Genomic DNA, 24,926 nt, shown 5'->3' with positions numbered 1-24,926 from the left:
AAAATAATATTTTTTTTACATAAGCCATTTGGACTAACAATCTAGATGGCTATTTTTTACCCATTACCAATAATGCTAAAAAGGTATTATCAGAGGCACAGGAGCAATTTTATACCAAGTGTGAGCTGATAAAGTCGCAGGTATCTGAGGTGAAAGAACAGGTCAAATCTACTGCTAAGAGCATAGTCAAAGAAGCAAAGGAAAATGTAAGAGGTGCAATCAAGACTACGGATAAGGACATAGCAAAGACAGCGCTTCTTGCAAAAGGATTTCGTGAAGCTGAGAGAGCAGAAACAGAGGATTTATTTATAGCATTAATCTATTATGGAACAAGTTTATTGTTATAGGAAATTACCTGCCAAAGATTAAGCAGAACAATACGATAGGAATCAGAATCGTATGGACATTGCAGGATGAAGAAAACTGGAATGCAGCTCATAGCTTTAGTGGAAGGATATGGGGGACATCAGGTATTTTATGTATGCTATGCACATTACATTTGATAAAATCTGTGAGTAAAGAAGCTTGCATAAAAGCTAAGTAAGTTATTAATAAAATTGTGTAATTTATTTCTCATGGAAATTCATCTCCTTTCTGTTTACGATGTCATTATAGAATACGAAAAGAATTATTACTTGCCAAAATAACAGAATATATAGTCAAAAGTTGCTTAATACAGTGACAGGTTAAAATATCCTGCAATACTGTCATTGGTCAGTTTATTTATACAATTTAATATTGGAATATTTTACAACTATGACACAAGTATGCAACATAATAAACGAATGCTTTTGATAGAGTAATGATACACAATATCAGTTACAAAGAAGCAGGAGGGTAGAAAGTGGACATGACACAAAACAAATGTTGCAGACATGGGGCAAGTTTACGTCGAAGGAGATGCAGGCGCAGAAAGATACTGCGTTTTATCATATTTTCCTGTAGTATCATAGCTGTGGCTGTATTTGTGGCTGTTGGAATCCGTATGATAACATCCGGTGATGGCAGGACAAATAGATATGATGTTGAAGCCGGAAATAATACATATGATAATGCTGTTATAGAAAATAGCAAAATCTCTGAAAAGAATAAGATACAAAATAATCAGTCGATGCTTGATGATATAATGAACAGTACCCAATATCCAAAACAGCTAAAGGACCTTGCTTTGAAGAATGAAGAGGCACTTGAGTTTGTGTTTGATTATCCGGCGGAACATGTGAAGGAACACACAATTGATTTGACAGAAGAAGCGTCTATGGATAGTGTTCCGTTATTTGTGCAGTGGGATAAACGCTGGGGCTACGAAAAATATAGCGGCAATTTCTTTGCAGCAAGCGGATGCGGTCCCACTACACTTTCGATGGTAGTGGTTTATCTGACGCACAATAGGGAGGCATCACCTATTGCAGTAGCAAAGTATTCAAAGGAAGCCGGTTACAGTGTGGATGGATCGGGAAGTTCATGGACACTTATAAGTGAAGGCTGCATGCACTACGGCGTAAAAGCAAAGGCAGTGGCGCTGGATGAGAGCAGAATGAAAGCAGAGCTTGATGAAGGACATCCTATTGTGGTAAATGTAGGACCGGGAGATTTTACCGATACAGGGCATTTTATGGTTATAACAGGCTATGATGATGAAGGATTTTCAATAAATGATCCAAACAGCATTGAAAAAAGTGGCAAAAGGTGGTTATTCAAAAATATATCATCTCAGATTAGAGCTGTCTGGAGTATGTATGTGTGAGAATATATTTGTATAAGTGCCGGTAAAACATCCTATTATTGAGTTAAATAACAGGGTGTTTTTTACAACTATGACACATCTTTATGCTATAATAATTCTATCATAATCATAGAAGAGGAGCAGCTTATGACCAGTATTCTCATAGTGGAAGATGACAACGACATAAATAATTTAATATGCAACACCCTGAAGGCAGAGGGATATCAATGCGAAAGAGCGTTTGATGGCAAGGAAGGGGCGGACAAAATTGAGCAGAACAGATATGATCTGCTGCTGCTTGATATTATGCTTCCTGAGATAAATGGTTATGAATTGCTTGACTATGTCAGGAGAATTGGGGATACTCCGGTCATAATAATATCTGCTATGGGACAGGTGGATGAAAGGATACGCGGGCTTCGTATGGGCGCGGATGATTACATATGCAAACCATTTCAGATAGGGGAGCTGCTTGCGAGAGTGGAAACCGTATTAAGGCGCACTCAGCGCATGGCAGAGCGTCTGGAAATAGAGGATGTAGCTATAGATCCTAAATCACGTACAGTGATAAAGGCAGGTGAGCAGGTAGAGCTCACAGTAAAGGAATTTGATCTGTTGTATGAGCTTATGAAGAATAAGAATGTTGCACTCAGCAGGCGCAGGCTTTATGAACTTGTATGGCAGGAGGAGTATACCGGGGAGACAAGGACACTGGACTCACATGTACAAAGACTGAGGAAAAAGCTTGACTGGAATGAAAAGATTGTCACAGTTTTCAGGATTGGCTATCGTCTGGAGGTTCGCGGATGAAATTTTTCTATAAAATGTTTCTTGGAATGACAGTGATACTGGCTGTTGCCCTTGGAATGATAGAATATGTGACTCTATCATATTCGCTGGAGCATGCAGTGAAAAGGGAGCAGGACAGTGCACTTTCACAGCATCAGATGATAAAATACTCGATTGAAACGGTAATCCTTAATATGAAGAGTGAGGATGTGGATAAGGAGCTTACAGATATGATGTCGCAGTCGGCAAAATCCATTGTTGGAGATGAAGGAGGAATGTATCTTGCTGATGATGATGGAAAAAGGATATATGCCAATTCATGTAATTATGAGCAAAAGGATATAAAGGTAAAGGATGGTACGCTTACATACAGTATAGTGTCAAAAGAGAATACTAAAGATACCGGTGAAAAGCAAAGCAGCAGATATATCCATGTCAAAAGCAGCTTTAAACTGAATGATAACAGGTATATTCTGATAACGGAAAGTGATATTACACCGGTTTTCGATGAGTCAAAGGAGCTTAGGTATAGATGCAGCGTGTACTACATTGTTATACTTGCTGTTGGTATGATGGTCATATTGATACTTTCTTGGATGATTACAAAGCCTCTTGCCGGATTAACAGCCACCACCAAAAAATTTGCAGATGGCGATTACACGGCAAGAAGTGATGTGAAGACAAAGGATGAAATAGGTGAGCTTGCAAAGGCTTTCAACGAGCTTGCGAAAAACCTTGAAAGCAAAGTTTATGAACTTCAGATGGCGGCAAAGAAGCAGGAGGATTTTACTGCAAACTTCGCACATGAGCTCAAAACCCCAATGACATCAATTATAGGATATGCCGATACCCTGTATCAGAAAAAACTGTCCGAGGATGAGGTGCACAGTGCTGCCGGAGTCATACTGAATGAGGGCATGAGGCTTGAAGCATTATCATTTAAGCTGCTGGAGCTTATCACTCTTGATAAAAATGATTTCAGGCTTGAAGAGACAAGAGTATCTGAGATTATAGCAGACTGTGTGGAAACCGCACGTGAAGCAGCAAGAAAGCATAATACAGAGATTGTGTACAGTGCGGATGAGGCATGGGTGTGGCTGGAATATGATCTGTTTAAGACCATGCTTCTTAATCTGATAGACAATGCAGTGAAATCAGGAGGCAGCAAGGTAGAGGTATCAGGCAGACTTATTTCGCACAGTATTTATCGTATTGCAGTTTCGGACAATGGAAGAGGAATACCGCCTGAGGATATAGAGCGCATTACAGAGGCTTTTTATATGGTTGACAAGTCACGATCAAGAAGTGAGCATGGAGCAGGGCTTGGGCTTGCACTTGTATCAAGGATTGCTAAGCTGCATGATACAAAAATCCATTATGAGAGTGAGTCAGGTAAAGGAACCAGGGTGTATTTTGACATGAAAGCGGAGGCATTGGATGAGAAGTAAGCATTTATCAGTGCGCAAATGTATTGATAAAAAACCGGATAAAATCAAGGGAATAGTGTGTATATGCATTATTCTGGCAGTTGTATGTGCGGGAAATATGATACCGAATTATCTGATTTCACTTAAAGCAGCAAAAATTGCCAAAACGAGTACTACGATAAGCAACGCAGATATAAGCCCCTACAGCCACTCTATTTCAGCTGAAGAGAGGCTTACAAAGATGATGTCTCTGATGCAGGATAATGTAAATGAGCTGTGGAATGGGAAATATAGTGAGAAAAGGGAACCGTTGGATACTGAGATTCCGGTGGGACAGGCTTATACGGCTATTCAGACTTTTCTGAAGGGTGCCTGTGAGCTGCAGAAGCAGTCAGGTATTATGCAGATGCTCGGTGAAGACGATATAGTTATGCTCCAAAGCCTTGAAAGTAACTATTCAAAGGATACAGACAGCGAAACAGAACAGACATATGAAGCAGCTCCTTGGCAATATGGTGCAGCAGTTGCTTTGGATGATAGTATTGATAACACAATATCAGATTATTTTGTAACATCGGATATAAGCAAGGAATTGTCGGCGTGGGTATTTATAATATCATTTGAAGATACGAGAATGCTGGCCGCTGTTGATGCGGTGCTTGGAGTACCGTTTTATATTACATATTATTGTGCAGATGTGGATAGCCCCAAGGCACAGGCTGCAGTGATGAGAGATTTATATGCAAAGACATATGGCAGTGATTATTCTATGGGTGATCCAAAAGAGTCTGAATCAAAAATAGATTCTTCCTTTGAGACAAATATAATAGAGAATTTTTATTATGGGAATAATTATACGCAAGGGGATGATGAATATACCGGTTTTGAACCTTATGTATACTCTTGTTCATCGGACAAGCTGCAGATGGAATATCAGGTTATTACAAGAATCCAAAGATTTGAAAAAAAGGGAAAGCAAGTGTCATCATATAATTCGCGTGTTAATATATGTCTGTACTAACCGGACTAAAAAGCTCTCTGTGCAATGCACGGGAGCTTTTTAAATTGCATGCAAGCATCAATGATGCCTTTTGACCCTCATTTTATAATACAGTAATTATAACAGTATCATTTAGTGCATGATTTGTACAATTTATTACATTGCTCTTTGCAAGGGTTTTGTTATATCTTAGATATAACAAAGCAGTTATTGTTCTCGGTTTTATATATAATAATTGGAAAGTGAGGAAAAATATGAACGCTGATATGAAATGGCTTGATAATCCGGAAGTGTTTAAGGTAAATCAATTGGAACCACATAGTGATCATTGCTATTATCTGGATTATTCAGACATGAAAAAAGAAAAAAATCCATTATTACAGTCATTAAATGGTCAATGGGAGTTTGCTTACAGCAAAAATGTGATGGAAAGACCTGTTGATTTTTATAAGGAAACATTTGATGCATCCGGATTCGATAAAATTATGGTTCCCGGACATATTGAACTGGCTGGATATGATAAAATACGTTACATCAACACTATGTATCCGTGGGAAGGAAAAGAGTACCACAGAGGAGCATATAGTATGGAGGCAACCGGAGCAGAAGAAGGAATGTTCTCAGAAGCACAGTACAATCCGGTAGGCTCTTATATCAAATACTTTGATTTGGATAAGAACATGTGTGGAAAAAGAATACATATCTGCTTCGAAGGTGTAGAAGAGGCTATGTATCTGTGGCTTAATGGTCAGTTTATAGGTTATGCAGAGGACAGCTTCACACCTTCTGAGTTTGATCTGACACCATATGTTAAGGAAAAGGGAAATGTTCTTGCAGTGCAGGTACATAAGATGAGCACGGCGGCATTTTTAGAGGATCAGGACTTTTTCAGATTTTTTGGAATTTTCAGAAATGTTACTTTGAAGGCAATTCCGGATGTTCATCTGGAGAATGTATGGTTCAAACCTGTGTTAAATCAAGATAATGAAAGCGGAAGCGTATCTGTCAGCATGAAGGTATCTGCTCCTGACAGTCAGAATGTAACTGCTGGCTTTATTTTAAAAGACAGAGAAGAAAATATATTAGTTGAGAAGTCATTACAGTTAAATAAAGAAAACAACCATTTGGAAGGCACGATTTGTGTTGACTTGGAAAGTGTCAGGCTGTGGGACAATCATAATCCATATTTATATCATGCTTATGTTGAGCTTAAAGCAGAGGATGGTTCACTGGCCGAGGTAATTCCTTATGATATCGGTTTCAGAAGAATAGAGATTATAGATAAAGTAGTCTATTTGAATGGAAAACGTCTTGTTATCACGGGAGTAAACCGTCATGAGTGGAATGCAAGAACAGGAAGATGCATTGGTATAGAAGACATGAAGGCAGATATATCATGTATGTTAAGAAACAATATTAATTCTGTGCGTACCTGTCACTATCCTGACCAGATACCATGGTACTATATGTGCGACGATGCAGGTATTTATGTGATGGCAGAAACAAATCTGGAGAGCCATGGCTCATTCCAAAAACTAGGGGCAATCGAACCGTCATGCAATGTACCGGGATCTATTCCACAGTGGAGAGATGCAGTGCTTGAGCGTGCAAAAAACAATTTCGAAACTTTTAAAAACCATACATCTATCCTTTTCTGGTCATTAGGAAATGAATCCTATGCAGGAGACGACATTGAGGCAATGAACGTTTATTTTGCCGAAAAGAAGGATGGAAGATTAGTTCATTATGAAAGCTCTTATTATAATAGGGCATATGAGGATACTATTTCTGATTTTGAGACCAGAATGTATGCAAAACCGGAGGATGTAGAGGAATACTTGAATAACAGTCCGAAAAAACCGTATATTTTATGCGAATTCATGCATGATATGGGAAATTCAATGGGTGGACTTGGCTCTTATATGAAGCTGATTGACAAATACGATATGTATCATGGCGGATTTATATGGGATTTTATTGACCAGGCAATTATGGTAAAAGATTCCGTTACAGGAAAAGATGTTTTACGCTATGGCGGAGATTTTGATGATAAACCGGCAGACTATGAATTCTCAGCAAATGGAATTGTATTTGCTGACAGGAAAGAAAAACCGGCAATGCAGGAAGTGAGGTATTACTATGGCTTATACAGATAAATTAAGAGTGGTCTATGGTGACTATACATTAGGTGTACATGGTGAAGGCTTTGATTATATTTTCTCTTATGCACAGGGGGGACTGGAATCTATCGTTAAAAATGGATATGAGTGGCTGTATCGTTGCCCAAAGCCTACTTTCTGGAGAGCGTTGACAGATAATGACAGGGGAAGCAAGTTCCATATTAAAAGCGGAAGCTGGCTTTCGGCAGATATGTTTATTGACTGTAAGGGAATACAGGTGATCATGGATGGCAAGGAGCAAAACCCATATGCACCTGATAATAACAGCTATGGCGGTGATGTTTATGCTGATGAAATTATTGTAAAATATACATACGAGACCATAACAACTCCGGCGACAACTGTTCTTGTGAGCTATAGCGTTGATGCGTCCGGAAAGATTCGCGTGGATGTACATTATAATGGAGTACAGGGGCTCCCTGAATTTCCTGTATTTGGAATGAGATTTATTATGCCAACATTGGCTGACAAATATTTATATAAGGGACTCTCCGGGGAAACATATCCTGACAGAAAAGCAGGTGCACAAGAAGGCGTCTATGAGATAGGTGATCTGAGTCTTACACAATATCTTGTTCCGCAGGAATGTGGTATGAGAATGGATACAGAGTGGCTTGAAATTACAAGACATACGGCTCTTGATAACAGCAGGACAGATAGCTCGTCACAGACACTGCGCATTGAAAAGAATGATGAAAAATTTGCATTTTCTTGTCTGCCTTATACCGCATCTGAGATTGAAAACGCTCTTCACCATGAAGAACTGCCACCGGCAAGAAGAACTGTTTTATGCATATATGGCGCAGTAAGAGGTGTTGGAGGTATCGACAGCTGGGGAACTGATGTGGAAGAGGATTATCGTATCAGTGCGGAGACTGATAAGGATTATTCTTTTACAATCTGTTAGTCATTCATTAAAAAGATAAGTATAGGAAAAAATTGGCATTATAATATTGCTTTTGTCTTTTTATTATGTATTTCTGGCTCTGTATTCAGAAGGAGAACAGCCTTTTTGTTTATGGAATAATCGACTGAAGTATAGTGGATTATTGTATCCGACAATGCCTGCAATCTCGTTTATAGAGTAGGATGTCGTTTCAAGCAGCACCTGTGCGTTTGTCATCCTTAGTGCTGTGAGAAATTGTACTGGTGTATTACCGGTATATTTCCGAAAGCTCCTGATAAACCAGCTTATGCTCATACCAATTGATGAAGCATATTCCTCCACGTTAATAGAGCGGTTGTAGTTTGTATTGAAATATGTAATTGCTGTATCCATCTGGCTGTCAAGGAATTCATTTCTGATTACATGCTCAGTTGTTATTTTACGGTTAAATATAATCAAAAGGTGTCGTAGCAAAAGCATGAGCATTTCCTCATAATTGTCCTGACATCTTTGAAGCTCTGTAATAATCCTTTTGAAAACCTGTTCATATTCAAGAGATGTTCCAACATTAAAGACTCTTTTATTGTCTGTAAATCCGTATTTTCTTAAAGTGTTTTTTACGTCGCTTCCGGTAAAGTGAAGCCAATATATCTGAGTCTTATCCTTACCATAAAATTCATATTTTTGAAGCTCTTTTGGGCGAAATAACACTATATGTCCTGCTGGAATGATTGTCTCATTTTCAGGATTGTCAAAGTGGAAATGAACAAGACCGGATGATATGTATATAATCTGGTAATCCAGTCTTCCTCTGGGCCTGTATGTAGGCATCTTAGGATGCTGTGACAGGCGATAGGTTCCGCAGCTTCCTACAATCAGAGGGCGGCTTTTATCTTTAAAATCTTTATGTGAATGATTCAAATATCCCGTGTTAATATACATTATACACCTCCGCTTGTATTGTAGCATTTTATGCATGTTTTGTCTATTTATATTTATGGACAAAATGTTTAGAGCATGATATTGTGTATTGATTACGTTTCAAATGGAATTGAGTCAAATAGCTGTGAAACTGTAGTGTTTGAAAAGTATCATTTTGTGCATATTACAGCCTATTATGTTTATAGACAAAAATTGCACAAGTATTTAAAATTGGTATAGCTGTTAGAGAAAAAATAAGTTGAAAATTGGAGGTTTCTTATGGAAGAAAAGACGTACTTAAAGTGGTACAACAAAATTGGTTATGGTTCCGGTGATATTGCAGGAAATGTAGTATATGCATTCCTGACATCCTTTGTTATGGTATATCTTACAGATACTATAGGACTTGCATCAGGAATCGTTGGAACATTAATCGCAGCATCTAAATTATTTGATGGTTTTACAGATGTTTTCTTTGGGTCACTTATTGATAAAACACATACAAAGCTTGGAAAAGCAAGGCCATGGATGATTTATGGCTATATAGGTTGTGCTTTGACACTTGTAGCAGTTTTTGCAATTCCTACAAGCTGGGGCAGGACTGCTCAGTATGCATGGTTCTTTATAGCATATACATTATTGAATGGTGTATTTTATACAGCAAATAATATTGCATATTCTGCACTTACTTCACTGGTAACAAAGAACAGCAAAGAGCGTGTACAGATGGGCTCTTACCGTTTTATTTTTGCCTTTTCAACTAGTCTTATAATTCAGTCTATAACAGTTGCATTTGTTGATGTATGCGGTGGAGGTGCTGCTGCATGGAGATTCGTAGCTATTATTTATGCTTTGATAGGCCTTGTAGTAAATACGATTTCAGGATTGTCGGTTAAGGAGCTTCCGGAAGAGGAGCTTAACTCCGGAATAGAGAACGATGAAGAAAAGAAGTATGGTCTTGTTCAGGCATTTAAGCTGCTTGTTAAAAATAAGTACTATATGATGATTTGTGGAACTTATATTTTGCAGCAGTTATACAGTGCTATGATTGGTGCAGGTATTTATTATTGTACATGGGTTCTTAAGAATAAAAATCTGTTTGGTGTATTTGCGTGGGCTGTAAATATTCCTCTTATAATAGCACTTATTTTCACACCAACTCTTGTCGGAAAGTGGAAAGGAATGTATAAGCTTAATAAACGTGGATATATTCTGGCTACGATAGCAAGAGCACTTGTGATTGTAGCAGGATACATGGGAAGCGTTCCACTGATGATGCTGTTTACTGCAGTTGCAGCATTAGGACAGGGACCTTGGCAGGGAGACATGAATGCAGTAATTGTCGAGTGCTCTGAGTATACTTACCTGACTCAGGGAAAGAGAGTAGATGGAACTATGTATTCATGCACATCACTTGGAATCAAAATTGGTGGTGGAATTGGAACAGCTATTGTAGGATGGCTGCTTGAAATCAGTGGTTATGTAGGTACAAATGCGACTCAGCCGGCATCTGCAATTACTATGCTTCAGGTAATGTATTTATGGTTACCATTTGTATTTGAGATTCTTATTACAATTCTTCTTTCAAAGATGAATGTAGAAGCTGCAAATGAAAAGCTTAGAAGAGAAAAAGGAATTGAATAATTATCGTATAATATGGGAGAGATGATCTGAGTGCATTTAACGTATGAAAACACAAATGAAGAGATTATTGCAGTAAAGCGGAAGCCACGGCACCAGCCACCACATCTGCATAATGCAATGGAAATTGTATGCGTTACGAAAGGAACATTAGAGCTTGGTGTAGGACAGGAGCTGTATCACATGGAAACAGGTGATATAGGAGTAGTATTTCCTGATGTTATACATCATTATCAGGTGTTTTCATCAGAAGTCAATGAGGCGGTTTTTATTAATGCTCCACAAATGATTTTTGGTAGATTTGAAAATGTACTGAGGAATAATGCTCCACAATATCCTGTTGTAAAAAGTGATGTTATTCCGGATGAAGTGTACAGAGCAGTGGAATCCATAATAGATACCGGGCAGAATGATATATGGGTTGTTCAAGCTTATTTGCAGATTATACTAGCAAGATGTATTCCGATGATGAAATTGGTGGAAAAGAGCAAAATTGGCAGCGATGATATAATATATCGTACCGTATCATATATTTCTGCCAATTTTAATAAGAGTATATCACTTGATGGAATGGCACATGACCTTGGCGTGAGCAAATTTTCATTATCCAGATTGTTTTCAAAGACATTTCACAGCAGTTTTAATCAATATGTGAATGAGGCGCGTCTGGGGTATGCCTGTCAGAGAATTGAAACTACAGATGATACCCTGACAGAAATCTCGATGGACAGTGGTTTTGGAAGTCTTAGAACCTTTAATCGTGTTTTTAAAGAAAAATATAGATTGACACCAAGCGAGTATAGAAATAAATTACAAATTTGACTAAAAAGCTCTCTGTGCAATGCACAGGAGCTTTTTTATATGTAGACCACTATTTATTTGTGCTGTCTGCATCAATTACAGACTGAATCTGCTTCATAAGGGCATCATAGTTGTCCTGGTTATCGATTCCGCCGAGCATTGGTTCGCCTACAATATTGCCATTTCTGTCAACAAGTATAGTTGTTGGAAACGCCATGATTTCTGAGGCATATTTACCGGCAGCGCTAGAGGAGTCAATTGACAGATTACGATATTTGACACCCTGGCTTTCAAGAACAGAGGCAGCCTCTTTGATAGCTGTTTTATTGCCATCGAAGGTCTCAGTGTTGATGCCAACAACTTCTCCGCCCATTGATTTGATAGCATCATTTAATTCGTTAAGCTTGGATAACTCAGCGACACATGGTTTGCAGCCGGTAAACCAGAAATTGACGACTGTTACTGCATTACCGGAAAACAGGCTGTCATCAACCTTATTGCCATCAAAATCCTCACCGGAAAAATCACTGAATACAGATGAGGCTTTAGAGCTGTCCTTCTTGTTATCGTCTGATGATTTATTTTTGTTTTCAAGCTCTGCTATCTGTTCCTCGATTTTTCGTATGGTTTCAATATCCTCATTAAGTGTTTTAAGCTCATCGTCTGTGAATGAATCCTTGTTTGATTCTACGGTACCGGCAAGATAATCAGCATAATTTCCGTTTGGATCGGCGTCACTTTTGTTCATCATGCCAAATGCCTTGTTCCACGCATCAGCGTGATCTGCAAAAAGCTGATTTTCCTGCTGATATAAATCATCAAGCTTGGAATCTGATTTGCCGGATGCTTCTGAGCCGGCTTCAGTCTGAGTGTTCTTAGAATTTGTGTTGGAAGATTGCTTTCCACCGCATGCTGTAAGTGATAATGCTATGCAGAGTGTAAAAATAGAAATAAATGATAATTTGTTTTTCATGAGTAATTTCTCCTTTAAAAATAATAGTAAAATGTTTAATAGTTATCTGTTGTCATTTTTTTGACATGATTTTCCCATAAACCGGTAGCAGATGGCGTCCTTCGGACAGGCCTTTATGCAGGCACCGCAGCGTATGCACTCGGGGTGATCCGGTGTCTTACACACATCCACATCCATCTTACAGGCCTTTGAGCATTGACCGCATCCGACACATTTGCTGCTATCAACGGTGATTTTGAGCAGGCTGACCTTATTAAATAACGAGTAGATTGCTCCAAGCGGACAAATCCATTTACAGAAGGGCCTGTAAAATAGGATACTTAGTACAATCACTGCAATTAAAATCATACACTTGAAAGAAAAAAGCTTTCCCAGCGCAGAACGGATAGCAGCGTTTCCAATAGATAACGGTATAGCACCCTCTAAAACACCCTGAGGACAGATATATTTGCAGAAGAACGGGTCTCCCATTCCTATAGAGTTCGTTACAAGCATCGGAAGAAGTATAACGAAAACAATAAGAATTACATATTTTAGGTACCTAAGAGGCTTTAGTTTGGCTGTGGATAATTTCTTTCCGGGTATTTTGTGAAGTAAATCCTGAAACCATCCAAATGGGCACAAAAAACCACATATAAATCTGCCGAGAGTTACACCGAGTAAAATAAAAAATCCGGTTATGTAGTATGAAAACTTAAATCTTGATGATCCGACGACTGCCTGAAATGCCCCTATTGGACAGGCTCCTGTCGCGGCAGGGCAGGAGTAGCAGTTTAATCCGGGTACGCATACTGTTTTTGCATTGCCCTGATATATTTTACCCTTAAATAAATTCGGAATATGAATATTGGTCAGCAGCGTTGCTGCGGCCTGTATCCATCCACGTATTTTTGCCAGCTTTTTTGATAGTAATTTCTTTTTCTTATCCAATTCCGACACACTCCAGACATAGTTTTATTGCTTTACCAAGCACGGTAGCTGCCTCACCTCTGACTGCACCATAGCTTACCATGGATACACCAAGGATAAGCAGAATGATTTGACATGTTTTTTGGTATTTCAACATAATGTTGCTCCTTTTTTGTTGTATTGTTGACCAGCTGACTTTGGTATTATACAATATAGGTTGTAAAATTATTGTTAAGAAGCAGGAGAACATTTTGAGATTATTAATTGTTGAGGATGAGAAACAAATATGTGATATGGTTGCAAAGAGTCTGTATGCTGCCGGTTATGAGGTGGATACCTGTTATGATGGGAAAGAGGCTCTTGAATGTATACTGTCGGAGAATTATGATCTGATAGTTTTGGATTTGAATCTGCCGGGGATGGATGGCATGGAGCTTCTTAAGGAGCTTAGAAAATACAATGATGAAACTAAGGTTTTGATATTATCTGCAAGAGGTCAGATTGCTGATAAGGTAGAGGGACTGGATGCAGGAGCAAATGATTACATGGAAAAACCATTCCATCTGCAGGAGCTTGAGGCACGTATCAGAAGTTTGACAAGAAGGAAATTTGTACAGAATGATATATGTCTTAAATGCGGAGAAATAAAGTTTGATACGATTAAGCGTGAGGCATATGCAAAGGGAGAGCCGGTCCCACTGACAAGAAAAGAGAATGGTATTTTGGAATATTTACTTATCAATATAGGCAGACCGGTGAGCCAGGAGGAGCTGATAGAGCATGTGTGGGATGCCACGGCAGACAGCTTTAGCGGAGCAATCAGGGTACATATGTCTTCACTTAGAAAAAAGCTTAAGGCGGAGCTGGGATATGATCCCATTTTGAACAAGGTAGGTGAAGGCTATAAAATACGGGAGGAGTCTGACAGATGAAAAGAATGTCGCTACAGTGGAGACTTACGTGCATTACTACATTGTGTATTGCTATTATATGTGGCTGCCTGACTATGTTTGTCTATAAAAATGGCGTGCATTACATCGATTCTCTGCAGGATGCGGTAGAGTCACAGGGGGATGAAAAAGGAAACAAATCAGATGAAATATATATCAGCATACCGGACGATAAGTGGGATGAGTTTGCGGATGAATTTTCGGTTCAGGTGTACAATAATAAGGCCGACTATAAAAGAAACAGTCTGATAATCACGGTTTTGCTGGCGCTTTTGGGAGGTGTCGTCACTTATTTTATAAGCGGGCATGCACTCAGACCAATCAGAGAGTTTTCAGATAAAATCGAAGAGGTACAGGCTCAGAATCTGTCTGATTCAAGAATAGAGGAAAACAATGTTAAGGAACTGAACCAGCTGGGTATTTCTTATAATAAGATGCTTGAGCGTCTGTCGGATGCATTTGAGATACAGAGACAGTTTACTGCAAATGCAGCACATGAGCTGCGAACTCCATTAGCGCTAATGCAGGTACAGCTTGATTTATATAATTCGGCCTCTCACCCGGGAAATGATGCAGACACTTTGCAGACCATAAAAATGGTTACGGAACAAAATGATAAATTAAACAGGATGGTAAAGACTCTTCTAGACATGAGTGAGCTTCAGTCGGTGGGAAGGGATGATAAAATTATATTGGATGCTATTGTTGAAGAGGTTTTGGCAGACCTTGAGCCTCTTGCCGTGGAAAAGAATATAAAGCTGATTGGAAAATGTGAGGATGCCACTATGATAGGCAGTGATATCCTTATTTACAGGCTTGTATACAATCTGGTTGAGAATGCCATCAAATATAATCATCCGCTCGGACAGGTTACAGTAACCGCATATCAGAGAAACAAGCATGTTTATCTGTCTGTAGAAGATACGGGAAGCGGAATACCAAAGGAGCTTAGGGAGAGAGTGTTCGAGCCATTCTTCCGTGTGGATAAATCCAGAAGCCGGGAGCTGGGTGGCGTAGGACTCGGACTTGCTCTTGTCCGTGAAATCGTTAGAGTACATGATGGCAGTATTTGTATTAAATCAGGCAAGACCGGGGGAACGATTTTCGAGGTGACTTTTGCGCAGCATTCAATGTAGCGTTTCATTTTACACATTTGTCAACGCTATTAAAACAGATTTCTTGTATCCCGCAATATATGAAACAGCCGCTTGACAGTCCGGCTTTCTGACTTGAGAAATAGATTTTTAACGGCAAAAATATAATAATTTAGATTAAAATATACTGATGTTTTTGCCGATAATGTGGTATACTATATAATAGATTAACAAGGTTATTTAATATAATTTATGGCGGAGGATAATAGATGCGATATCTTTCAGTTGCTGAAATAGCAAAAAAATGGAATATGTCAGAGCGCAGTGTTAGAAATTACTGTGCTAAGGGGCGTGTGAACGGTGCATTTCTTACAGGTAAGACATGGAACCTTCCTGAAAACGCAGAGAAACCGGAGCGCATTAACAAAAGAAAAGAAGAACCGATTACGCTGTTGGATATTCTGAAAGAGCAAAAGGCAAGTAAATATTCCGGTGGAATATACCATAAGACACAGATTGATTTGACATACAACTCCAACCATATGGAAGGAAGCCGTCTGACACATGATCAAACCAGATATATCTTTGAAACCAATACTATTGGCGTAGAAAAAGAGGTGCTGAATGTGGATGATGTGATTGAAACGGCAAATCACTTTCGTTGTATCGACATGATTATTGATCATGCAAAAGCAGCTTTGACGGAGAAATTCATCAAAGAACTTCACTTGATTTTGAAGAATGGCACCAGCGATTCCAGAAAAGATTGGTTTGCTGTTGGTGATTATAAGAAACTTCCGAATGAAGTCGGTGGCATGGATACAGCCCTTCCGGAAGAAGTTGCCGATAAAATGAAGGCATTGCTGGCGGAATACAATGCCAAAGAAGAAAAGAATTTTGAGGATATTCTGGACTTTCATGTGAAGTTTGAACGGATTCATCCGTTCCAGGACGGAAACGGTCGTGTGGGCAGATTGACTATGTTTAAAGAGTGTCTAAAATACAATATTGTTCCGTTTATCATTGAGGATAATTTGAAAATGTTCTATTATCGTGGATTGAAGGAATGGGACAACGAAAAAGGATATCTGACAGATACCTGCCTGACCGCGCAGGACAAGTATAAGGCGTATTTGGATTATTTTAGGATTAAGTATTAATAAATGCTTTTAAAGAATGCTTATATGGATTTTGAAAAAATTGAATATTCACAAAAAATCTGGCTGAAGGATACAGGATGAGGAACATTTTGCAACTATGGCACAAGTTTTATTTTCATCGAAATCCTATATTGCTTCGGTGTCATATGATAATGTTCTTTGAAGCACTTATAAAAATGTGTTGTATTCGTAAAATGCAGTTCATCCATAATTTCAGATATAGAAGCGGTCGTTTCAAGCAGGAGAGCAGCCGCTCTTTTCATACAGAAAGTCTGACTGTAATCGAATAGGCATGAATTTGTATATTTCTTAACTATAGAGTTTAAATAATTTCCACTGTAATTTAATAATTGTTCAAGCTCAGAACGTGTAATGCGTCCATTGGTGTCCTCTAAAATGTGACTTATGTGTGTGAAAAGAAGAAAATCATTGTCTGCTTCTACATGGACGGGCGTGAAATGAAAGTGTTCTGGATTGGACAGATAATCAAACAATTCTAAAAGCATTCCTTTTATGACATAAGTAGAACCAAGCTTTGGATACATAATGGCACGAAGTATATTGTCAGTTATGGCGTGGAGAGTATGGTGCCAGTCTTTGTTATTTAGAGATGGCATAAAATCAAGATATTCCTTTGTGTCAGGATTATCGAGATTATCTGAAAGAAACCTAAGAATAGGGTTATGGCCGGGCCTTTCTATATCCGGAAAATAAACTTTTGGTTCATCTTCTGAAAGCTGTTGGACAAGCTCTTTTGACATCCCGATAAACAAAAGAGTTGCATCGGAAGAAAAAATTTCTTTGTGTACTATATTGTGGTTCATCAGGCAACAGCTTCCACTGTGGAACACAAAATCAGTCTTTTCAATCAGCTGATGGATTTCGCCATCCAATACAATAAGAAGTTCGTAAAAATCATGAATATGTGGAGGCCTCATATTAAAATGATTGATTTCCTTTTCTGTTTTGAAGCTGTAAAATGTATTTTCACGTGGTGAGGTCATCAAAAAATTCAGATATTTGTCATCGTTAGCTATATTACACGTTTCGAGTGTGAACTGTATTGGTGTAAGTATTTTGATGTATGAATTGATTGTACTGTTTATATTATCCTGCTCTATGATGTTTTTGACAGTATATGATGAGGTCATAATGGTATATTTTTCTCCTTATCCACGAATATGATAAAAACTAACTGATATTTTATCACATATGTTATAGAATTGTAAGCAATAATTTATTAAAGTAACAGTATACAAAACATAAGCGTTTATGAAAAATACAATACAAACTATTATTGTTAACAGGAAAAAGGAGGTTGCATTTATTATGCAGGAAGCAGAAAAGAAATATCTGAAATGGTATCAGAAGATAGCGTATGGAGCAGGAGACATGGCTTCAAATACCAGCTATGGACTTGTATCAAGCTTTGTACTTTTATATTTATCTGATACAATGGGGCTTAACACAGGAATTATTGGAACTTTAATGCTGGTATCGAAATTTCTTGATGGAATTTCAGATGTGATATTTGGAAATTTAATCGATCGCACTAAGTCAAAGCTTGGAAAGGCAAGACCATGGATGCTGTATGCACAGATAGGCGTATCACTTTGTCTGGTGCTGTTGTTTTCAATTCCGGGTGGAATGAGTGAAACTGCACAATATGCGTATTTCTTCGCATTTTATACAGCACTCAATGCTATCTTTTATACAGCAAACGGAATAGCATATTCAGCATTATCAGCCCTTATTACCAGAAACAAGAATGAAAGGGTTCAGCTTGGATCAATACGTTTCATGTTTGCAGTTGCTACAAATATTGTAATGGGATTTGCAGTAACAGGTGTAGTTGATGCCTTTGGCGGTGGAGCTGCAGGATGGCGTATGGTTGCTGTTATATGTGGTGTAATCGGACTTGGTATCAACACAATAAGCTGCCTGTGTGTTAAGGAGTTACCGGAAGAAGGTAGTGCAGCAGTTGAGGATACACAAAAACCGAAGGATGACAAAATAGGTTTTGTTGAGTCTTTGAAGTTACTTATAAGTAACAAATACTATATTTTAATTGTTGCAATTTATATTGTTTATTATTTCATGAGTAATCTTACAACAGGCTCAGCTATTTATTTTATGAAACATGTACTTGGAAATGGTTCATTACTTGGATTGTTCTCAATGATGAAGATGTTCCCTGTAATAATTGCACTTATTTTTACTCCGATTCTTGTAAAGAAGACCGGAAGCATGCAAAAGGTTAATTTCTGGGGATATGTAATCAGTGATATCTTAGGAATATTTCTAATTATTTTTGCGATGCAGAAGAATTTACCGATGATGTTACTTTTTATGTTCCTTAAGGGAACATTTGCCGGAACAATGTCGGGAACATTAAATGCCCTGATTGCTGAAATCAGCGGATATACCTATCGTACGAAAGGGGTACATATTGATGGAATGATGTTTAGCTGTTCATCACTTGGAGTAAAAGTCGGTGGTGGAATTGGTACTGCGGCTGTAGGCTGGCTATTGCATGCAGCAGGATATGCCGGAAAAGCTGCAACTCAGACCGTAGCAGCTACAAATATGATTTTCAGTATGTATATCACAATCCCTGTAATTCTTGGCGTCGTAATTACTATTCTTCTTGGTTTAATGAAGGTGGAAAAGGAAAATAAGAGAATTGACATGGAAAGAGCAGAACAAGCAGACTAACAGATTGAAAGAGGAATGAAGTATGCAGTGTCAGAAATTTAATGAGGACTGGACATTTGAAAAAGCTGATCAGGCTGACAGATTAAAAGCCTTTTACGGGAACAGTGATGCAGTTGCAGTTACACTTCCTCACGATGCAATGATTCGTGAAAAAAGAGATAAGGACTGTCCTTCCGGAGCACAGAGTGGATTTTATCCAGGAGGTGTGTATACATATGAAAAAAAATTTATGGCTCAAAATGAGTGGAAAAAGCAAGATGTATTTCTGGAATTTGAAGGAATTTATGGAATTGCAAGAGTCTGGATTAATGGATCGCTAGCGGCAGTGAATCGTAATGGATATATGGGTTTTTCGGTTGACTTAAAACCATGGATAAGCTATGAGCATGAGAATATTATAAGAATAGATGTCGATAACAGTAAACAGCCTAACAGCAGATGGTATTCAGGCTCAGGAATTTACAGAGATGTCAATCTGTGGACCGGAAAAGATGTATATATTTCACATGATAAGCTGCGTATTACAACATTGTCAGTGAATGATGACATGGCGGTTTTAGAGGTGTGTGCGCAGTTGAAAAACATTATTGGACATGGATTAGAGGCAGAATGTCTGATTGAAATAAAAAAAGATGGACAGAAAACTGCATCAGATACGCAAAGAGTAATATTTCGCTCAGAGCAAATGCAGACAGTGCGTGTACAAATACCGATTGAACATCCGAAGAAATGGAGTCCAAAACAGCCGGCGTTATATGAGTGTCATATAACGACAAAGTTTGATGATAAAATATGTGATGAAGCAGTTTCTAATTTTGGAATACGTGTATTGGCGCTAGATCCTGTACATGGATTGCAGATAAATGGTGAGGCAGTTAAGCTGCGAGGAACCTGTATACATCATGATAATGGCGTGATAGGTGCTGAGACATTTAAGGAGGCAGAATGGTACCGTTGCAAGAGATTGAAGGAAGCGGGCTTTAATGCTATAAGAAGTGCACATCACCCAATGAGCAGAGCAATGCTTGATGCGTGTGATCATATTGGAATTCTGGTTATGGACGAGCTGACGGATATGTGGGACAAGGAAAAAAATACATATGATTTCTCCGATATTTTTGAAGATGAATATAATCAGTGGATTAATCATATGGTTGAAAAAGACTATAATCATCCATCAGTTGTTATTTATTCAGTTGGAAATGAGATACAGGAAGCAGGAACTAAGCAGGGAGCCTGGATAAACAGAATGCTATGCAATAAATTCCATGAGCTCGATAATACCAGATATACAACGAATGCATTGAATGGATTAAACTGTGCAGGCAGGCGTCTTGGCTTTATTATGAGGGATGTTGCAGAAAAATTTGGAATGGATTCACATGGAAGTGGAAGCGGAGGAGGAAGCAATGCCTTAAACAGTTTTATGAGTCTGATGTCAGGTGAAAAAGGAGAGTTTTTTGCAAAGCATCCGCTTGTTTCAGAAGCACTTGAAGAATGTTCGCAAAGCTGCGATATAACAGGACTCAACTATTTAAGTGGAAGATATGAGCTGGAGCATGAACTACATCCTGCTAAAACGGTCCTCGGTACGGAAACATATCCGGCTGACATAGAAAATCTCTGGAAGCTTGTTGAAACTTATCCACACGTAATTGGAGACTTTACATGGACCGGTTACGACTATATAGGCGAGGCTGGTGTAGGAATATTCCATTATGATGGAAATGCAAATTTCACAAGTATTTATCCTGAGAGATTGGGATATATCGGGGATATTGATTTGATTGGAAATCGAAGACCAATCAGCTATTTTAGGGAAATAGTGTATGGTCTGACAGATAAACCATATATTGCGGTCGAGAGACTTGAACACGCAGGACAGACAGCTGGTAAAACTGCATGGATGTTTAAGGATAACATCAGTAGCTGGACATGGAAGGAATTTGAAGGGACAACGGCAAATGTGGATGTTTATTCATCAGGTGATGAAGTAGAGCTTTTTCTGAATGATAAATCGCTTGGAAGAAAACCGGCAGGAAGAGAAAATCATTTTACAGCATCTTATGAAGTGCCATATGAACCGGGAACTTTAAAGGCAGTTGCATATCAGAAAGATAGGAAACTGGGTGAATATGAGCTTTCTACAGCAAAATCAGTAACAAAGCTAAAAGTGTGTCGTGTAACTGAGAATGAGAGGAATATAGCATATATCAAGATATGGCTTGTAGATGATAATGGCACAATTAATTCACAGGAAGCTGAAAAAAGACTGCTTCATGCTAGTGTTGTAGGAAATGGTGTGCTGGAAGGATTTGGTACAGCTAATCCTTCTAGTGAGGAGGACTATTTTTCTGATTCAGTAACAACATTTGATGGAAGCGCTCTGGCAGTAGTTCGATGGAAGAATGTCAAATCGAAAGAGCCGGCTGTTCTTAAAGTATGGACGGATGATGGTTGTCAGGTGATGATAAATATAGAAAATAATTAAATATTAATGGTGTATGTTATACTTAGTGAGTATGGCATACACCATTTTTATTGGACTCAAATAAATGTATCAGGGCTTCCTAAAAAAGTTATTGACAAAATAAAATGAACGGTGTATATTTTTAACATGAACATTGTTCATTTGATGAAATTACTAAATGACATTACATTGGAGAGGAGTGAACTCGTGAACCATCTTGCAACTTCAAAAGAAGACATATTAGCTGCAAGCAGAGAACTGATAAAAGAAAACGGATGGACTGCTTTAAGCATACGAGCTGTTGCATCCCGATGTTCTGTTTCGGCGGGGACAATCTACAATTACTATGAATCCAAGGCCGAGCTGCTTGGGGATACAATTGAGAGTATTTGGCGTGAAATCTTTTTTAACCCTGAAGATGAGCAGGTTTTTAAAGATGTTGCTGCCTGTATCTCATGGATTTATAAAAGACTGCAATATGGAAATGAGCAATTTCCGGGCTTCTTTTCACTGCATTCGTTTGGATTTATGAAGGATGAAAAAACGGATGGAAAGAAGAAAATGCTGCAGACATGGGGGCATATTCTTAATGGATTATGCGATATATTAAAGAATGATCGTAAGATTCGTCCAGATGTATTTGATGAACAATTCACGGAAAAACAGTTTGCAGATATATTATTTTCTTTAATATTGGTATCAATGATTCGTCAGGATTATGATCCGTCTTCGATTTTGATGTTGATTAACAAAACATTATATTAAAATTCTCCCACATTAGAGTGTGGGAAAATTTTTGAAACAAAATGAACGATGTTCACTTATACGTTTAAAGATGTATCTAGTAGAAAGGATTTTTATTATGCAGGCAATTGTAGAAACTTTATTTGATACCGTATATTTGTTTTCGGTAATCACAATCGGAATTTTAATGATTCGAAAAAGCAAAGGAAACCGTCAGTTTACCATGTTTGGAATTATGGCAGTTATTTTAGGAAGTGGAGATGCATTTCATCTGGTTCCTCGTGCAACAGCGCTTTGTACAACAGGTCTTGAGAACTTTACTGTACAGCTTGGGTTAGGCAAGTGGATAACCTCTGTCACTATGACTATTTTTTATGTCGTTCTCTATCATATATGGCGTGAGCGTTATCAGATTAAAGGCTATAAAGCAGCTACAGCAGCTATTTATAGTCTTGCAGGATTAAGAATTGTTCTGTGTATGATGCCTCAGAATGCCTGGCTCAGTGCAGATGCTCCGCTTTCATGGGGAATCTACCGAAATATTCCGTTTGCACTGATGGGATTAATTATCATAGTTTTATTCTATAAAAGTGCAAAAGAAAATAACGATAGCTCTTTTAGATGGATGTGGCTGACAATTGTCCTGAGCTTTGCATTCTATATTCCGGTTGTACTGTTGGCTGATGTAATTCCGATGATCGGCATGCTGATGATTCCAAAAACCTGTGCATATGTTTGGACAGTATTAATTGGCTACAAGGCAATGAAAAAAGACTTAGCCATTTTTTAGTAGTTTTATTGTAACACAGAACAAAATATGATTTTGATGCATTATATGATGATGGGAAAGCTCCTAATAAGCATAAAAAGATAATGGTCAATTTTATGGAGGATAATGCTGATTCAGAGATTTATTCCAATGAATTGAAAAAACAAGCTGGATTTGCCAAGGATGGAGAAAAAGGATTTGATGGTGCAATAACGAATCTTATGATGCAGACATATCTGTGCAACTGCGATTTTAAGATATGCATGAGATGTATCCGGAGGCGACGGATAAGCAGATAAGGAAGATATTAAAGTAATACAGGTACATATATAGCGATGAAGGAATATTAAACAATGTATTTGAATAGTACATAAAAATAACCATATTGAATACAATCTAAATAAAGATAATTTATGATTGACTTTCTTAGTTATATCAGTTATATTATCTTTAGTGATCAGATTGCAGAAACTTGAGAAGCCTGCGATCGGGGGAGGGTGCCGAGGCCCCTCTCCTTTTTTTATTTGGAACATTTTGCAGCGAGGTACATATGAGCAAACCGTTTATTACATATACCGCACAGGTTGAAAAACTGAAAAATGAAAAAGATCTAGTTATTACAGATGATGACTTTGCGGTAGAATCCTTGCAAAATATCAGTTACTATGCACTAATTGGCGGATACAAGCATCCTTTTATTGATATTCATACCCGCAAATATATTAATGAAGCATGTTTTGAAGATATAGTTGCTCTTTATGAATTTGATGAAGAGTTACGTGGAATATTCTTTAAATATTTATGTCGTGTAGAAAGAAAAATGCGTTCGTCCATTTCTTATCATTTCTGTAAAAAACATGGAGAACGTCAAGAAGAATATCTTAACTCCAATAATTACGGCAATATTCCAAAAAATAAAAATGGAATTACTAAATTAATCAAAATGCTAGATATGATGGCTAATAAAAATAAGGATCATGAATATCTTGTTTATCAGCGTAACAAATATCATAATATTCCGTTATGGGTGATTATGAATACCCTTACTTTTGGTCAGATATCCAAAATGTTTGAATTCTTACCTCAAAATATGCAAGGAGCAATTTGTCAGGATTTTGGAAATATCAAGAAAAATGAAATGATAAAATATTTAAAGGTATTAACACTGTACAGAAATGTATGTGCTCATAACGAAAGGTTGTTTTCATATCACACATATATTGACATTCCAGATACATTGTTACATAAAAAATTAGGAATTTCTAAAAACGGTTCAAAATATATATATGGTAAAAATGACTTGTTTAGTGTAGTCATTACTTTTCGTTATCTACTTCCAAAGACTGATTTTTTACTGTTTAAAAAGCAATTATGGCATATTTTTGACAGATATCAAAAGCAGAATTTAAATTTGAAGTTGAATGATCTTTTTGAATATATGGGATTTCCGTGTAACTGGAAAGAGATAACAAAATTTCGCAAAATATAAGTGGAGATATGAGTAAAAATATTTCCGCTAATATTTAAAGCTATTATATTTTTAGCGATTTCTTCGAACTATTCAACCCATCCACACAATTAAACAAAAAAATTCTCATATTAAATTTTTTCATAGACCTGGCGGGGATACTTCACATGTACCGGCTTCCTCTTTGTAATGGAAAAAGTATTGCGTAAAGTAAATAAATCAGTATCATATATTTATACACACAAATAACGGAAAAGATATAGAATACAAACGGTATTTACAGGGCAAATCAAATTCGATGTA

The 24,926-nt window shown here is 37.8% G+C and carries 22 protein-coding genes and 2 pseudogenes; 19 read left to right on the top strand and 5 right to left on the bottom strand.

Translation table 11 applies throughout. The features are described 5' to 3' along the window. Positions 1 to 62: 62 nt before the first annotated feature. The 8 genes and pseudogenes from EUBREC_RS18310 to EUBREC_RS09170 form a co-directional block, all read left to right on the top strand. Positions 63 to 281: pseudogene (locus EUBREC_RS18310) on the top strand (DUF6674 family protein); the annotation flags it as partial. A gap of 125 nt (positions 282 to 406) precedes the next feature. After that, positions 407 to 544 (top strand): SdpI family protein, encoded by a 138-nt coding sequence (locus EUBREC_RS18305; protein WP_012742876.1) that lies wholly within the window; start codon positions 407 to 409, stop codon positions 542 to 544. Between the two features lie 306 nt (positions 545 to 850). Beyond that, positions 851 to 1,747, top strand: a complete 897-nt coding sequence (locus tag EUBREC_RS09195; protein WP_080515364.1) for a C39 family peptidase — start codon at positions 851 to 853, stop codon at positions 1,745 to 1,747. Between the two features lie 126 nt (positions 1,748 to 1,873). Further along, the gene (locus EUBREC_RS09190; RefSeq protein ID WP_012742874.1) at positions 1,874 to 2,536 is read left to right on the top strand and encodes a response regulator transcription factor; all 663 of its coding nucleotides are present in this window, start codon (positions 1,874 to 1,876) and stop codon (positions 2,534 to 2,536) included. Continuing rightward, positions 2,533 to 3,963: a sensor histidine kinase gene (locus tag EUBREC_RS09185; RefSeq protein WP_012742873.1), complete on the top strand. Its 1,431-nt coding sequence runs from the start codon at positions 2,533 to 2,535 to the stop codon at positions 3,961 to 3,963. Before EUBREC_RS09190 ends, EUBREC_RS09185 begins: the two co-directional genes overlap by 4 nt. Beyond that, positions 3,953 to 4,963: a hypothetical protein gene (locus EUBREC_RS09180; RefSeq protein ID WP_012742872.1), complete on the top strand. Its 1,011-nt coding sequence runs from the start codon at positions 3,953 to 3,955 to the stop codon at positions 4,961 to 4,963. Before EUBREC_RS09185 ends, EUBREC_RS09180 begins: the two co-directional genes overlap by 11 nt. Before the next feature lie 233 nt (positions 4,964 to 5,196). Then, the gene (locus EUBREC_RS09175; protein WP_012742871.1) at positions 5,197 to 7,098 is read left to right on the top strand and encodes a glycoside hydrolase family 2 TIM barrel-domain containing protein; all 1,902 of its coding nucleotides are present in this window, start codon (positions 5,197 to 5,199) and stop codon (positions 7,096 to 7,098) included. Further along, on the top strand, positions 7,082 to 8,029 hold the full coding sequence (locus EUBREC_RS09170; RefSeq protein WP_012742870.1) for a beta-galactosidase small subunit: 948 nt from the start codon (positions 7,082 to 7,084) through the stop codon (positions 8,027 to 8,029). Before EUBREC_RS09175 ends, EUBREC_RS09170 begins: the two co-directional genes overlap by 17 nt. Before the next feature lie 63 nt (positions 8,030 to 8,092). On the opposite strand, the gene EUBREC_RS09165 is transcribed toward EUBREC_RS09170, so the two are convergent. Then, entirely contained in the window at positions 8,093 to 8,950 is an 858-nt protein-coding gene (locus EUBREC_RS09165) for an AraC family transcriptional regulator (protein WP_022292401.1), read from the bottom strand. Positions 8,951 to 9,208: 258 nt separating this feature from the next. Between EUBREC_RS09165 and EUBREC_RS09160 the strand changes: the two genes are divergently transcribed. Both EUBREC_RS09160 and EUBREC_RS09155 read left to right on the top strand, forming a co-directional pair. Then, positions 9,209 to 10,573 (top strand): MFS transporter, encoded by a 1,365-nt coding sequence (locus EUBREC_RS09160; RefSeq protein WP_012742867.1) that lies wholly within the window; start codon positions 9,209 to 9,211, stop codon positions 10,571 to 10,573. 30 nt (positions 10,574 to 10,603) lie between these two features. Next, positions 10,604 to 11,392 (top strand): AraC family transcriptional regulator, encoded by a 789-nt coding sequence (locus EUBREC_RS09155; protein ID WP_012742866.1) that lies wholly within the window; start codon positions 10,604 to 10,606, stop codon positions 11,390 to 11,392. A 49-nt stretch (positions 11,393 to 11,441) separates the two neighbouring features. Here EUBREC_RS09155 and EUBREC_RS09150 read toward each other — a convergent pair whose 3' ends face one another. The 3 genes from EUBREC_RS09150 to EUBREC_RS09140 are packed head-to-tail and all read right to left on the bottom strand — an operon-like array spanning position 11,442 to position 13,410. Then, positions 11,442 to 12,344, bottom strand: a complete 903-nt coding sequence (locus tag EUBREC_RS09150) for a TlpA disulfide reductase family protein (RefSeq protein ID WP_012742865.1) — start codon at positions 12,342 to 12,344, stop codon at positions 11,442 to 11,444. Positions 12,345 to 12,386: 42 nt separating this feature from the next. Next, on the bottom strand, positions 12,387 to 13,274 hold the full coding sequence (locus EUBREC_RS09145) for a 4Fe-4S binding protein (RefSeq protein ID WP_012742864.1): 888 nt from the start codon (positions 13,272 to 13,274) through the stop codon (positions 12,387 to 12,389). Further along, a complete protein-coding gene (locus EUBREC_RS09140) occupies positions 13,267 to 13,410 on the bottom strand; it encodes a CD1871A family CXXC motif-containing protein (RefSeq protein WP_012742863.1) in 144 nt (47 codons plus the stop codon). Before EUBREC_RS09140 ends, EUBREC_RS09145 begins: the two co-directional genes overlap by 8 nt. Positions 13,411 to 13,546: 136 nt before the next feature. Between EUBREC_RS09140 and EUBREC_RS09135 the strand changes: the two genes are divergently transcribed. The 3 genes from EUBREC_RS09135 to EUBREC_RS09125 all read left to right on the top strand — a co-directional run bounded on the left by EUBREC_RS09135 (position 13,547) and on the right by EUBREC_RS09125 (position 16,457). After that, a complete protein-coding gene (locus tag EUBREC_RS09135; protein ID WP_408629363.1) occupies positions 13,547 to 14,185 on the top strand; it encodes a response regulator transcription factor in 639 nt (212 codons plus the stop codon). After that, complete coding sequence (locus tag EUBREC_RS09130) at positions 14,182 to 15,339, top strand: sensor histidine kinase (RefSeq protein ID WP_015569492.1); 1,158 nt, start codon at positions 14,182 to 14,184, stop codon at positions 15,337 to 15,339. Before EUBREC_RS09135 ends, EUBREC_RS09130 begins: the two co-directional genes overlap by 4 nt. Before the next feature lie 227 nt (positions 15,340 to 15,566). After that, entirely contained in the window at positions 15,567 to 16,457 is an 891-nt protein-coding gene (locus tag EUBREC_RS09125) for a Fic family protein (protein WP_012742860.1), read from the top strand. 95 nt (positions 16,458 to 16,552) lie between these two features. Here EUBREC_RS09125 and EUBREC_RS09120 read toward each other — a convergent pair whose 3' ends face one another. Beyond that, positions 16,553 to 17,608 carry a helix-turn-helix domain-containing protein gene (locus EUBREC_RS09120; RefSeq protein WP_012742859.1) on the bottom strand — a complete coding sequence of 352 codons (1,056 nt, stop codon included), beginning with the start codon at positions 17,606 to 17,608 and terminating at the stop codon, positions 16,553 to 16,555. A 178-nt stretch (positions 17,609 to 17,786) separates the two neighbouring features. Between EUBREC_RS09120 and EUBREC_RS09115 the strand changes: the two genes are divergently transcribed. The 6 genes and pseudogenes from EUBREC_RS09115 (at position 17,787) to EUBREC_RS09090 (ending at position 24,644) form a co-directional block, all read left to right on the top strand. After that, a complete protein-coding gene (locus EUBREC_RS09115; protein ID WP_041254090.1) occupies positions 17,787 to 19,172 on the top strand; it encodes an MFS transporter in 1,386 nt (461 codons plus the stop codon). A gap of 22 nt (positions 19,173 to 19,194) precedes the next feature. Beyond that, a complete protein-coding gene (locus tag EUBREC_RS09110) occupies positions 19,195 to 21,663 on the top strand; it encodes a DUF4982 domain-containing protein (protein WP_012742857.1) in 2,469 nt (822 codons plus the stop codon). A 126-nt stretch (positions 21,664 to 21,789) separates the two neighbouring features. Continuing rightward, complete coding sequence (locus tag EUBREC_RS09105; RefSeq protein ID WP_012742856.1) at positions 21,790 to 22,407, top strand: TetR/AcrR family transcriptional regulator; 618 nt, start codon at positions 21,790 to 21,792, stop codon at positions 22,405 to 22,407. A gap of 97 nt (positions 22,408 to 22,504) precedes the next feature. Beyond that, positions 22,505 to 23,176, top strand: coding sequence for a hypothetical protein (locus EUBREC_RS09100; protein WP_041254087.1), 672 nt, complete (start codon positions 22,505 to 22,507; stop codon positions 23,174 to 23,176). 77 nt (positions 23,177 to 23,253) lie between these two features. Beyond that, positions 23,254 to 23,454: pseudogene (locus tag EUBREC_RS09095) on the top strand (AlkZ-related protein); the annotation flags it as partial. Between the two features lie 251 nt (positions 23,455 to 23,705). Beyond that, positions 23,706 to 24,644 carry an Abi family protein gene (locus EUBREC_RS09090; protein ID WP_012742853.1) on the top strand — a complete coding sequence of 313 codons (939 nt, stop codon included), beginning with the start codon at positions 23,706 to 23,708 and terminating at the stop codon, positions 24,642 to 24,644. Positions 24,645 to 24,926: the final 282 nt, after the last annotated feature.

Origin of the sequence: Agathobacter rectalis ATCC 33656 (genome assembly GCF_000020605.1) — a bacterium.
Lineage (GTDB): Bacteria > Bacillota > Clostridia > Lachnospirales > Lachnospiraceae > Roseburia > Roseburia rectalis.
This window is presented reverse-complemented; position numbering and strand designations above follow the sequence as displayed.